This is a genomic window from Thermophilibacter sp. (genome assembly GCF_966187215.1).
The window spans coordinates 1-11,958 of sequence record NZ_CBIFYV010000081.1 but is presented as its reverse complement, the minus strand read 5'-3'; the positions used below and the strand labels follow the sequence as shown (position 1 = coordinate 11,958).

Genomic DNA, 11,958 nt, shown 5'->3' with positions numbered 1-11,958 from the left:
CCCCGCGCGGAGAGGAAGCGCGCGATTTTCGGGAAGTCGTTCCTGCCGGGGGGGCGGCGTCGCGAGGCCAGCGCGAACGCGCGCTCGCGCTCGTCGCCGGGGTCGCAGAACTCCTCGGGCCAGCCCTCGACGTCGGCGGGCTCCACCCCGCGGCGCCTGAGCTCTCGCTCGATGCGCAGCCTCCCCCAGCCCGCGAGCACCTTGGAGCGGGCGAAGGCCGCGCCGTAGCGCGCGTCGTCCACGATGCCGGTCTCACGGGCGCGCCCGACGATCTCATCCACGGCGGCGGAGGGATAGCCGTCGCGCGCGAGGCGCTCGGAGAGCTCGCGGGCGGAGTAGTCGCGCCTGCCCACGAGGTCCTCCATGCGGGCGTGCGCGCGATCGCGCTGCAGGGAGCCCACGCGGTGCAGGAGCTCGGCGCGACAGGAGGGGTCCCACCCCTCGTCCCGGAGCCGCGCGAGCGCGCGCCCCACGGCCACGGGCAGGTCGCGGCGCTCCTCGCCGCGATCGTCCGCGGAGACAATGAGGGTGGCGCGCCGGGTCGCGCCGCCGCGAGCCGGCAGCTCGACGTCCCAGTCGAGGGCGGTCCGGCCCACGCCTACTCGCTGCCCTCGTCCGGCACCCCGACGACCTCGCCGACGCGCTCGTCACCGAGCTCGAGGCCGCAGGCCACGCGGACCTTGTGGTCGATCTCGTCGCGCAGCTCGGGGTTAGCGGCGAGGAACGCCTTGGCGGCCTCGCGGCCCTGCCCGAGGCGCTCGCCCTCGTAGGTGTACCAGGCGCCCGACTTGTTGACGACGTCATAGTCGACCGCCATGTCGAGAATCGAGCCCTCCTTGGAGATGCCCTGGCCGTACATGATGTCGAACTCGGCCTGGCGGAAGGGCGGGGCCACCTTGTTCTTGACGACCTTGACGCGCACGCGGTTGCCCACGGCCTCGCCGTCCACCTTGATGGAGTCGATGCGGCGGATGTCCATGCGCACCGAGGCGAAGAACTTGAGCGCCCGCCCGCCCGGCGTGGTCTCGGGGTTGCCGAACATGACGCCGATCTTCTCGCGCAGCTGGTTGATGAAGATGCAGGTGGTGTTTGACTTGGAGAGCGAGCCGGCGAGCTTGCGCAGCGCCTGGCTCATGAGGCGCGCCTGGAGGCCCACCGTGGAGTCGCCGATCTCGCCCTCGATCTCGGCACGGGGCGTGAGGGCCGCCACCGAGTCCACGACCACGACGTCGATCGCGCCGGAGCGCACGAGCATGTCGCAGATCTCGAGCGCCTGCTCGCCGGTGTCGGGCTGGGAGATGAGGACCTCGTCGATGTCCACGCCGATGCGCGCGGCGTAGCCCGGGTCGAGCGCGTGCTCGGCGTCGATGAAGGCGACGACGCCGCCCATGGCCTGGGCCTCGGCCAGGATCTCGAGCGAGAGCGTGGTCTTGCCAGACGACTCGGGGCCGTAGATCTCAACGATGCGGCCGCGCGGGACGCCGCCGATGCCGAGCGCCGCGTCGAGCGCGAGCGAGCCGGTGGGGATTGCCTCGACCTCGAAGGCGGGGTTGTCATCCCCGAACTTCATGATGGCGCCCTTGCCGAACTTCTTCTCGATCTCGTCCGTGGTGGCCTTGAGGACCTTGTCGCGCTCCTCGCCGGTGGTCCGCGGGTGGATCTCCTTGGTGGCTCCCTTGCTCCTGGCCATGCTCGCTCCCTCGTCTCGGTGTCAGGTGGATGGTATACGAACAACCGTTCTGGGTCAAGCGGAACGACCCCAGCGTAGCGCGGGCCGCTGACACGGGGCTTGCGGGTGGCGAGCCGGTGCCTGACGGCAGGCTGCGCGACGGGCGTCGCGCGGCCCCGCCCGCGCAGCTCGCGGCCGGGGTCCTCCACTCGTCAGAGGGCGGCGGCGCTCAGGCGGCGCCCGAGGCCTCCACGACGCCTTCACGAAGCAGCGCGAGCGCGCGGAGCACGGCGCCGCGGCGCACCTCGTCGCGCGACCCGTCGAAGGTCTCGAGGGCGGTCGTGGTCCCCGCCGACGTGGCCAGGCCGAACCACACCGTCCCCACGGGCTTGCCGGGCTCGGCGCCGCCGGGGCCGGCGATGCCGGTCACCGAGACCGCGACGTCGCAGCCGAGCACGCGCCGGGCGCCCTCGGCCATCTGGGCCGCGCACGCGCTCGAGACCGCGCCCACGCCGGGCGCGTCGAGCACCTCGTCGGAGACGCCCAGCACAGAGCGCTTGACCGCTATCGCATAGCTGACCACGCCGCCGCGCACGACCGCCGAGGAGCCGGGCACGGCCGTGAGCGCGCCCGAGACGAGCCCGCCCGTGCACGACTCGGCGCACCCGAGCGTCACCCCGGCGCCCCCCGCCCGGCTGACGACGTCGGCGGCGGCGCGGGCCACCTCGTCGGGAACCATCCTCTCCCCCATCGGCTACCTCCCGAAGACCACGTGACGGGCGGACCAGAAGTACTGGGCGCCCGAGACGACCGTGAGCACCACGGCGGCCACCATGAGCGCCCACGAGACGAGCGCGAGGGCCTCCCCGGCCTGCGCGAGACCCAGGGCGAGCGCGGCCGCGGCGAGGTAGTAGCTGCACAGCGACACCATCGTGACCGCGGTCTTGGCCTTGCCGAGCGCGTCGGCGGCGATGACCTCGCCCTGGGCGCCCGCGACCATGCGCAGGGCGCTCACCAGAAACTCCCGCAGCAGGATGACGAAGACGACCCACACCGAGACCGACCCCTGCTCGAGCAGGAGCAGCAGCGCGGAGAAGACGAGCAGCTTGTCGGCGATGGGGTCGAGGAACTTGCCGAAGTCGGTGACCTCGCCGCGCGAGCGCGCCAGGTAGCCGTCGACCTTGTCGGTGAGCGACAGCGCCAGGTACAGCGCGAAGGCGGCGACGCTCAGGACCGGGTCGCCCGTACCGAAGCCCCGCGCGCCGGCCTCGCCGCGCGCGTCGATGGCCACGACCATGAAGACCGGGATGAGCGCGATCCTCACGCAGGTCACGATGTTGGCGGGCGTCCAGACGCCCGGGGCGGAGCCCCGCTCGCTCATGCTTCCTCCCCCACCAGCTCGCCGACGAGCTCGTAGCAGAACGAGTCCACGAGGTCGACCGTCACCACGTCCCCCACGGCGGCCTCGCCGCTCGCGATGTGGACCGCGCCGTCGGAGTCGGGGGCCTGGAACCAGGCGTGCCCTATGAGCTCGGGGCCCTCGTCGCCCTCCTCGACGCCGTCCACGATCACGCGCACCCGCTCGCCCACGTGCGCCGCCGTGGCCGCGAAGCCCAGCTGCTCGGTGAGGTCCACGAGCCGCTGCGTGCGCTCGAGCTTGACGTCGTCGGGGACCTGGTCGGCCATGCGCGCCGCCGCGGTGCCCTCCTCGGGCGAGTAGGCGAACACCGAGCAGTAGTCGAAGCCCTCCTCGGCGATGAAGTCGAGAAGCTCCTGGGCCTCCTCGTCCGTCTCGCCGGGGAAGCCCGCCATGCCCGTGGTGCGCAGCACCATGCCCGGGATCTCGGCGCGCAGGCGCGCGAAGAGCGCGCGGAGCTCGTCGGCCGAGCCGGAGCGACCCATCGCCCTGAGCACGCGCGCGGAGCAGTGCTGGATGGGGATGTCGATGTAGGGCAGCACCTCGGGCGTGTCGCGAATGGCGGCCACCAGCTCGTCGGTCATGCCCTCGGGCTGGAGGTAGAGCACGCGCACCCAGCCGCGGTATGGGCGCACGACCTCGGCGACGCGCCCCAGAAGCGTCGCGAGGGACTGCCCGTCACCCAGGTCGGACCCCCACACGCCGGTGTCCTGGCCGATGAGCACCACCTCGCGGACGCCGCCCTCCATGAGCGCGGCCACCTCGGCGCAGACCTCGTCGGCGCCGCGGGAGTGGTAGCGGCCCCGGATGTAGGGGATCGCGCAGAAGGTGCAGAAGCGGTCGCAGCCCTCGGAGATCTTCACGAAGGCGCTCGCGCCCTCCACGGTGCGCAGCGCCCCCGGCTCGGCGGGCGGCTCCGGCGCGGAACCGGAGATGCCCAGAACGTCGCGGACGACCCCCACGATGCCGTCCTCCTCCTCGGCCCGCACGAAGGCGGCGACCTCGGGGAGCTCGGCGGCGAGCGCGTCGCCGTAGCGCGACGGCACGCACCCGCACATCACGATCGGGCACGCGCGCACGCCCTCCGCACGCTCCTCGGCGAGCGTCAGCGTGGCCTCCACCGACTCCTCGGTGGCGGCGGCGAGAAACGAGCACGTGTTGATCAGCGCCACGTCGGCCTCCGCGGCGTCGCCGGTCTCCTCGAGGCCGGCGGCCAGCAGCAGGGCGCGCATGCGGTCGGAGTCGACCTCGTTCTTCGCGCAGCCCAGCGTCACGAGCAGGAAGCGCGGCGCGGTCTCGCTAGCGGTAGTTGACGAACTGCAGGGGCTGCCCATAGTCACGCTCCTTGAGTGACGCGATGACGGACTGGAGGGTGTCGCGCGAGGCCGAGCTCACGCGGAGCTTGTCCCCCTCGACGGTGGCCTTGGCCTTGAGCTTGAGGTCGCGGACGTCCTTGGCGATGCGCTTGGCGGTGTCCTGGTCGATGCCCTGCACGACCGCGCCGGTCTGGCGCACCGTCGTGCCGCCGGCGGCCACCGGGTCGGACCAGCGGACCGCGGCGAGGTCGATGCCCCGGCGGGTGAGCTTGCTGCCGAGCACGTCGCGGACCTGCCCGGCCACGAACTCGCTCGGCGCGTCGATCCGGATCGTCCCCTCCTTCTTGGAGAGCGCGAGCGCCGCGCCCGTCCCCTTGAGGTCGTAGCGCTGCGCGATCTCGCGCGAGGCCTGCTGACACGCGTTGTCGACCTCCTGCATGTCGACGACGGACACGACGTCGAAGCTGGACTCCTTGGCCATGTCTCCTCCCTTCCCGCCCCGTGGCCCGGGGCCTCCTGATCGTGCTACGTGGTCGCCTGGCCGGCGTCCGCCTGCGCGCCGTCCTCGGCGTCGTCGGGCAGCGGGGTGCCCGCGATGGTGACCGCGCCGAGCCCGCCGGCCCGCGACGACAGCGCGACCTTCTCGCCGTTGTTGGTGACGGTCACGGCGTCGGGGTTGGCCACCTGGATCGTGATCGAGTCGCGCACGGTGTAGCTCGCGCTCCAGGGACCGGTCACGCTGTCGGCAACCTCGCTCGTGCCGTCGCAGGTTATCTCGACCCACGAGACCTGCCCCTCGGCCACGGAGACCTCGACCACGGTCTCGGTGGGCTCCTCGTCGGCGCCGTCGTCACCGGTCTCGCCCGCGGCGGCCCCGGACTTGCCACCCTTCTCCGCCTCGCCGTCCGTGGTTCCCCCGTCGTCGGTCGCGGGCTCGTCCTCCCCCTCGTCGGAGGAGCCCTCCCCCTGTGACGACGAGGACCCGTCGGAGGAGCCCGAGGCGTCGGTCGTGTCGACGGGGACCACGGTCACGGGACCGGTGGGCTGGTTGCGCGCGTCCACGCAGGAGCGCACCGAGAACACGAGGATCAGCGTCAGGACGATCGCGAGCAGCGCGACGAGGGCGAGAAGCGCCCGGCGCGGGTCCGACAGGAACCGCGAGAGCGCCCCGCCCCGCGCCGACCCGCCCCGTCGCGAAGGCGCCGTACCCCGCCCGCCCGGGGCCCGGCGGCGGACGCGCGGGCGCTCGACCGGCGCGATGTTGCGGGACGAGCGGCGGCCCGAGAGGGTCGAGGCGGGGGCATAGGGGTTGGCGCGGTCGTCGTAGCGCATGTCATCGGTGAACTCGCCGGCCCGCACGCGGCGCGTGCTCACGTCGTCGCGCAGGTACAGCCGGCCCGACGAGATCCCGCCCCGCGCGTCGTCGCGGCGGCGGGTGACGTGCTGCTGCCCCTCGCTGATCAGACGGCTCGCCTGGTCGTCGTCGCGCCGGCGCGCGGCGGTCCGGCGCCGCGACGACGACGGGGCCGTCCGCTGGCGCGCCCCGGGCGCGTTGTAGGGCCGCTCGCGCGCGACGGCGGCGTCGTCACGGGCGCCCCAGGAGGACGTCGCCGAGCGGGTGCCGGGGACGGGCTCGCCGGTCCCCACGAGCGGGACTGAGCGGCGCGGGCGCGCGGGCGCGGTGGTGGCGAAGTCGCCCATGTCGCCGGCCGGGCCGCCCGACGTGGGCAGGAGCGGCCGGTACTCGACGTAGGCCTTCGGCCGCGACCCCTCCTCGTTGACCATGTCGTAGCCGCGCATGCCCCGTCCGGCCTGCGTCTGTCGCGTGCGGCGGCGCAGCTCGTGCGAGGTCGTGCCGTGGCGGTACTCGTAGACCTCCTCCTGGAAGAGGTCGGTCAGCTCGCGTGCGTTGAGACCGAGGTAGCGGGCATAGCTCGAGAGCATGCCCTGGGCGTAGCCGCTCTGGGGCATGTGGTCGAAGTCGCCCTCCTCGAAGGCGACGAGCACGTCCTCGCGCAGCCTGAGCGTGCGCGAGGCCTGGGCGATGCTGAGGCCCAGCTCGCGGCGGCGCGCCACGAGGATCTCGCTGAAGCGTGGAACGGCCATGTCACTCGACCTCCCGCCAGGCCGCCTCGGCGGCCCTCAGCTCCTCGAGCCCGTCCTGGTCGAGGAGCACCTCGCGCGGCTTGGAGCCGTTCGCGGGGCCCACCACGCCCTTGGCCTCGAGCATGTCCATGATGCGCCCGGCGCGCGCGTAGCCGACCGAGAGCGCGCGCTGCAGCCCGGAGGTCGACCCGAGCTGGGAGTCGACGACGATGCGCGCCGCCTCCCACACGAGCGGGTCGTCGTCCTTGGCCGCGCCCGGCTCGGCGCCGCCCGGCGTGTTGGGCACCACGGCGGTGAGGATGTCCTCGTGGTAGTCGGCCGCCACCTGGGTCCGCACGAACTCCACGGTCTTCTCGATCTCCTCGTCGGAGACCCAGCACCCCTGCGCGCGCCGGGGCTTCTTGCCGCGCAGCTTGATGAGCATGTCGCCGCGGCCCAGGAGCTGCTCGGCGCCCTTCTGGTCGAGGATGATGCGCGAGTTGATGGAGTTGTCGACCGACAGCGCCACGCGGTTGTCGATGTTGGCGCGGATGAGGCCCGTCACGACGTCGGCCGAGGGGCGCTGCGTGGCCACGATCAGGTGGATGCCCGCGGCGCGGCCGAGCTGGGCGATGCGCACGATCGAGGACTCCACGTCCTTGCCGGCCACCATCATGAGGTCGGCGAGCTCGTCGATCACGATGACGAAGTAGGGCATGTGCTTGGGCGGGTTCTCGAGCTCCGCGTACTTGTCGCCGTCGACGTTCCTGTTGAAGGTCTTGATGTCGCGCACCTTGTAGTGCTCGAACACCTTGAGGCGGCGCTCCATCTCGGTCACGGCCCACTGCAGGGCGCTGGCCGCCTGGCGCGGCTCGGTGACCACCGGCACGTAGAGGTGCGGCAGGCCCGCGTAGCCGGTGAACTCCACGCGCTTGGGGTCGACCATGATGAGGCGCACCTGCTCGGGCGTGGCGCGCATGAGCATGGACATGATGATGGCGTTGAGCAGCACCGACTTGCCCGAGCCGGTGGTGCCGGCCACGAGCAGGTGCGGGAGCCCCGCCAGGTCCACCACGATGGGGCGGCCCTCGGAGTCGCGGCCGAAGGCGCAGTCGAGCGGGCCGCCCGTGGCGTAGGGCAGCACGTCGGAGAGGAAGACCGGTTGGGGCTTCTCGTTGGGGATCTCGATGCCCACGAGCGAGGTGCCGGGAATCGGCGCGAAGATGCGCACCGACTTGGCGGCGAGCGACAGCGCGATGTCGTCCTCGAGGTTGACGATCTTGCTCACGCGCTCGCCCTCGCCCATCGAGATCTTGAACGTGGTGACCGAGGGACCCGCGATCCAGCCCTCCACGCGCGAGCTGAGCCCGAACTCCTCGAGCGTGCCCTGGAGCTTCTCGGCGGTGGCGGAGAGCTCGGCGTCGCCCGCGTAGGCGTCGCCGGCCGAGGGGTTCTCGCGCAGGATGGAGAGCGGCGGCAGCTGGTAGGACTCGTCGCCGTCGCCGGGGCGCACGGGCCTCTCGGGCGGGCGCTGGGCCGCGGCGAGAAACTCGGGCACCGCAGGGGTCCCCGAGGCGTCCGGCTTCGGGGCGTCAACGTCCCGCTCGTCGCGCCTCTTGCGCGCGCCCCTCCCCCGCTTGGGGAGCAGCTCGGTGGCCCCCTCCTCGGCCGGGGCGGGGGCGTCGGCGGCGTCGGGGTCGAGGAGGACGGCGCCGCCCGCGGGCGCGCCGCGGCGCAGGACGCTCGTCTTCCGGTTCCCGATGAACGTCGTGGCGCTCGCGGAGCCCTCGTCGAACAGCGACGCCCCGGCGGCCGGGGCCTCCTGGTCGGCCACCTCGTCGATGACGCGCTGCTCGCGGCGCTCGCGCGCGCGGGTCTCGTGCGCCTCGGCCGCCTCGGCGATGCGGCCGCGGGCGCGCTCGACGGCCCCCGAGATCGAGAAGCCGCAGACCACAACGCCGGCGAGCGCGACGCCCACGAGCACCACGTTGCCCACGACGGTGCCCACGAGCTCGAGCAGCGCCCAGGCGATCGCCCCGCCCACGTAGCCTCCCGCGGCCCGCGCCGCGGCGGGGACGAAGACGGCCTGGGGGTCCGATGCGGCCCCGGGCAGGTTGAGCGAGACCGCGGCGAGGACGGCGAGCACCACGAGGGTCAGCCCGCCGGCGACGCGCGTCGGGAGCCCCTGGTCGGCTCGGACGAAGAACGTCAGGGCGAAGGCGAGCAGGGCCACCGGCACGAGTGGAGCGGCCACGCCGAAGGCGAGCGCGAGGAAGTCACGCACGGCGCTCGTCACCACGGCGGTGGTGGGCACGATGATGGAGGCGAGCAGCGCCACGGCCACCACCGCCAGCGCAATGCCGACGATGTCCCCGCGAACGGTGCCGACGAGGGTCGCCCGCGCGACGCGGCCGCGCCCGGACGAGCCGCGCGCGCCGCCCCCCTTCTTCTTTGCTGCGTTTGAGGTGCGTTTTGCGGGCATGCTGGCTAGACCTCCATGACGACCGGTATGACCATCGGTCGCGTGTGCGTCCTGTTCCAGAGCTGGTTGGAGAGGGCGTTGCGCACGCCGCGGCGTAGCGCGTCGATGCTGGCGTCGCCCGAGGCGGCGATCTTGGAGACCTGGGCGCGCACGGCCTCCTGGGCCTCGGTGAGCACCTGGTCGTCGGACGCGGCGGCGAGGCCGCGGCCCGACACCTCCACGGCGCTCACCGCGCCGCGGCGGCGCGAGACCACGACGGTGCAGCAGACCACGCCGTCGGCGCCGAGCTTCTGGCGGTCGCGCAGGACCACGGGGTCGGCCTCGGTGACGTTGCCGCCGTCGACGTAGACCACGCCCGACTCCACGCCGCGGCCGCGGCGGACCTTGTGGCGCACCATCTCGAGCGCGTCGCCGTTGTCGAGCACGAAGATCCGGCTCCTGGGCACGCCCATCTGCTGGGCGAGCTCGGCGTGGGCGCGCAGGTGCTGGGCCTCGCCGTGGACGGGCATGAACGCGCGCGGCTTGGCCATGGCGAGCATGAGCTTGAGCTCCTCCTGGCTCGCGTGGCCCGAGACGTGCACGGTGCCCTTGGACTTGTCGTAGATCTCGCAGCCGATCTTGGAGAGTGCGTTGATGATCGACTGGACGCTCTTCTCGTTGCCCGGGATCGGCGTGGCCGAGATGATCACGGTGTCGTTCTCGTGGATCGAGAGCGACTTGTGCTCGCCGGTGGCCATGCGCGCGAGCGCCGAGAGCGGCTCGCCCTGGCTGCCGGTGCACAGCACCACGATCTTCTCGTCGGGCAGGCGGTCGACGTCGTAGGCGTCGATGATGTTCTCGTCGGCGATCTTGAGGTAGCCGAGCTCACGGGCGACCTTGGTGTTGGTGACCATCGAGCGGCCCGTGACCACGACCTTGCGGCCCACGGCCACGCTCGCGTCGCAGATCTGCTGGAGGCGGTGGATGTGGCTCGAGAACGCCGCCACGAAGACGCGGCCGCGGGCGTTCTTGATGACGTGGCGCAGGTCGCGGCCCACGGCGGCCTCCGACGGCGTGAAGCCGGGGCGCGTCGCGTTGGTGGAGTCGGACAGCAGCAGGTCCACGCCCTGGCCGCCGAACTTGTTGATGGCCTGGAAGTTGGGGCGCCTGCCGTCGATGGGGGTCTGGTCGAACTTGAAGTCGCCGGTGTGCATGACGGTGCCGGCCGGCGTGGAGACGAAGATGCCGAACGCGGCCGGGATCGAGTGCGTCATGGCGAAGAACGTGATGGTGAACGCCCCGAGCGTGATGGTGGAGCCGTCGCTCACCTCGCGCGTCTTGGGGTTCTTGATGCGGTGCTCCTCGAACTTGCCCTGGATGATGCCGAGTGTGAGCTTGCTCGAGTAGATGGGCACCTTGCGCGTGAGGTCCTGCAGCAGGTACGGCAGGGCGCCGGTGTGGTCCTCGTGGCCGTGCGTGATGATGATGCCGCGCAGCTTCTGCTCGTTCTCGAGGACGTAGGTGTAGTCGGGCAGGATGAGGTCGATGCCGGGCTGGCCCTCGTCGGGGAACATCAGGCCAGCGTCGACCAGGACCATGTCGTCCCCGTACTCGAGGACCGTCATGTTCTTGCCGATGCCGTCCAAGCCCCCCAGCGGGATGATCTTGAGCGCGATGTCTTTCTTGGGCATTCCTGGGTGGTTCCTTTCGGGATGAGTGCGATCAGGTCTATCAGACGGCCGTGCGGCCGCGTCAATTCGCATGCTCATCGATTGTAGTCGAGAAGCGCGCGCCGCTGACCGGTTCCACGAGCCTTTCACGCGCGGGCGCGGGCAGAAGTCCTTGCCAAACGAACGGTTTCGACCCCCAGAGCGTTCGGATTGACGGGAGCTTCTCACGTGCTCCCGACCAAACGAACGCTCCCGCAAAAAAACCGACAGCCGACGTTGGCACGCATGAAGCGGCCCGGGTGTTCCGCAGAGAAGTTCCGCTCTGGCGCACTTCTCGGAGGAACACCCGGGCCGCTCAGGTCAGGCGTACCGGGCGCCTAGGCCCCGTGGTGGCGGCGCGGCTGGCGGCGCTCGCCGCCGTTGCCGCCCTCGCCCGCGCCCTTGTCGCCGGGGCGACGGCGCGGCCCGCGGTGCTCGCGGCGCGGGCGGTCCTTCTCGCCGCCGTTGCCGTGGCCGTGGGAGCCGGCCGGGGCCTCGGGCTTGTCGATGCGGTCGAGGCTGATCTTGCCCTTCTCGTCGACCTCGAGGACGCGGACCTTGACCTCGTCGCCGATGTTGAGGACGTCCTCGACCTTGTCCACGCGGCCCTGCGCCACGCGGGAGATGTGCAGCAGGCCGTCCTTGCCGGGCAGAAGCTCGACGAAGGCGCCGAAGGGCTGGATGCCCACCACGCGGCCGGTGTACTCCTCGCCGACCTCGGGCACCTTGACGATGGCCCTGATGCGCTCGGCCGCGGCCTCGCCCGCGCCGCCGACGCCCGCGATGAAGACGGTGCCGTCCTCCTGGATGTCGATCGTGGCGCCGGTGTCCTCCTGGATGCCGCGAATGACCTTGCCGCCGGAGCCGATGACGTCGCGGATCTTGTCCGTGGGGATCTGGAGGCTGATGATTTGCGGCGCGCTCTCCTTGGTCTTCTCGCGCACGCCCGGCACGGCGTCGAGCATGGCGTCGAGGATGAACATGCGGCCGTCGTGTGCCTGCATGAGGGCGGAGCGCAGGATCTCGGGCGTGAGGCCGGTGGCCTTGTTGTCCATCTGCATGGCCGTGATGCCCTTGGTGGTGCCGGTGACCTTGAAGTCCATGTCGCCGAGGAAGTCCTCGATGCCCTGGATGTCGGAGAGGATGACCACGTCGTCGCCCTCATTGATGAGGCCCATGGCGATGCCGGAGACCGGCGCATTGATGGGCACGCCGGCGTCCATGAGGGCCAGCGTGGACCCGCAGGTGGAGGCCATGGACGAGGAGTCGTTGGACTCCAGCACCTCGGACACCACGCGGAT

The 11,958-nt window shown here is 72.0% G+C and carries 10 protein-coding genes; all 10 read right to left on the bottom strand.

Translation table 11 applies throughout. From position 1 onward, the window contains the following. Nucleotides 1-596, bottom strand: a 596-nt coding sequence (locus ACWTSU_RS06865; RefSeq protein WP_455139125.1) for a regulatory protein RecX, incomplete at its 3' end; no start/stop codon positions are given. Between the two features lie 2 nt (nucleotides 597-598). Next, nucleotides 599-1,690, bottom strand: a complete 1,092-nt coding sequence (gene recA / locus ACWTSU_RS06860; RefSeq protein ID WP_455139124.1) for a recombinase RecA — start codon at nucleotides 1,688-1,690, stop codon at nucleotides 599-601. 208 nt (nucleotides 1,691-1,898) lie between these two features. Continuing rightward, on the bottom strand, nucleotides 1,899-2,408 hold the full coding sequence (locus ACWTSU_RS06855; RefSeq protein WP_455139123.1) for a CinA family protein: 510 nt from the start codon (nucleotides 2,406-2,408) through the stop codon (nucleotides 1,899-1,901). Nucleotides 2,409-2,423: 15 nt separating this feature from the next. After that, nucleotides 2,424-3,050: a CDP-diacylglycerol--glycerol-3-phosphate 3-phosphatidyltransferase gene (pgsA, locus tag ACWTSU_RS06850; RefSeq protein WP_455139122.1), complete on the bottom strand. Its 627-nt coding sequence runs from the start codon at nucleotides 3,048-3,050 to the stop codon at nucleotides 2,424-2,426. Then, a complete protein-coding gene (gene rimO, locus ACWTSU_RS06845) occupies nucleotides 3,047-4,420 on the bottom strand; it encodes a 30S ribosomal protein S12 methylthiotransferase RimO (RefSeq protein ID WP_455139121.1) in 1,374 nt (457 codons plus the stop codon). Before rimO ends, pgsA begins: the two co-directional genes overlap by 4 nt. After that, nucleotides 4,386-4,883, bottom strand: a complete 498-nt coding sequence (locus tag ACWTSU_RS06840) for a YajQ family cyclic di-GMP-binding protein (RefSeq protein WP_455139120.1) — start codon at nucleotides 4,881-4,883, stop codon at nucleotides 4,386-4,388. The genes rimO and ACWTSU_RS06840 overlap by 35 nt, the downstream gene beginning before the upstream one ends. Nucleotides 4,884-4,927: 44 nt before the next feature. Beyond that, nucleotides 4,928-6,508, bottom strand: coding sequence for a helix-turn-helix domain-containing protein (locus ACWTSU_RS06835; protein ID WP_455139119.1), 1,581 nt, complete (start codon nucleotides 6,506-6,508; stop codon nucleotides 4,928-4,930). A gap of 1 nt (nucleotide 6,509) precedes the next feature. Continuing rightward, the gene (locus ACWTSU_RS06830) at nucleotides 6,510-8,969 is read right to left on the bottom strand and encodes a DNA translocase FtsK 4TM domain-containing protein (RefSeq protein WP_455139118.1); all 2,460 of its coding nucleotides are present in this window, start codon (nucleotides 8,967-8,969) and stop codon (nucleotides 6,510-6,512) included. A gap of 5 nt (nucleotides 8,970-8,974) precedes the next feature. Further along, entirely contained in the window at nucleotides 8,975-10,639 is a 1,665-nt protein-coding gene (locus ACWTSU_RS06825) for a ribonuclease J (protein ID WP_455139117.1), read from the bottom strand. A 356-nt stretch (nucleotides 10,640-10,995) separates the two neighbouring features. Beyond that, nucleotides 10,996-11,958 (bottom strand): S1 RNA-binding domain-containing protein (locus ACWTSU_RS06820; RefSeq protein ID WP_455139116.1); only part of this gene is annotated, 963 nt, incomplete at its 5' end.

Bases quoted from the DNA above. Each gene is read 5' to 3' on its own strand.
- recA (WP_455139124.1), bottom strand. From the start codon at position 1,690: ATGGCCAGGAGCAAGGGAGCCACCAAGGAGATCCACCCGCGGACCACC.
- ACWTSU_RS06855 (WP_455139123.1), bottom strand. From the start codon at position 2,408: ATGGTTCCCGACGAGGTGGCCCGCGCCGCCGCCGACGTCGTCAGCCGG.
- pgsA (WP_455139122.1), bottom strand. From the start codon at position 3,050: ATGAGCGAGCGGGGCTCCGCCCCGGGCGTCTGGACGCCCGCCAACATC.
- rimO (WP_455139121.1), bottom strand. From the start codon at position 4,420: ATGGGCAGCCCCTGCAGTTCGTCAACTACCGCTAGCGAGACCGCGCCG.
- ACWTSU_RS06840 (WP_455139120.1), bottom strand. From the start codon at position 4,883: ATGGCCAAGGAGTCCAGCTTCGACGTCGTGTCCGTCGTCGACATGCAG.
- ACWTSU_RS06835 (WP_455139119.1), bottom strand. From the start codon at position 6,508: ATGGCCGTTCCACGCTTCAGCGAGATCCTCGTGGCGCGCCGCCGCGAG.
- ACWTSU_RS06830 (WP_455139118.1), bottom strand. From the start codon at position 8,969: ATGCCCGCAAAACGCACCTCAAACGCAGCAAAGAAGAAGGGGGGCGGC.
- ACWTSU_RS06825 (WP_455139117.1), bottom strand. From the start codon at position 10,639: ATGCCCAAGAAAGACATCGCGCTCAAGATCATCCCGCTGGGGGGCTTG.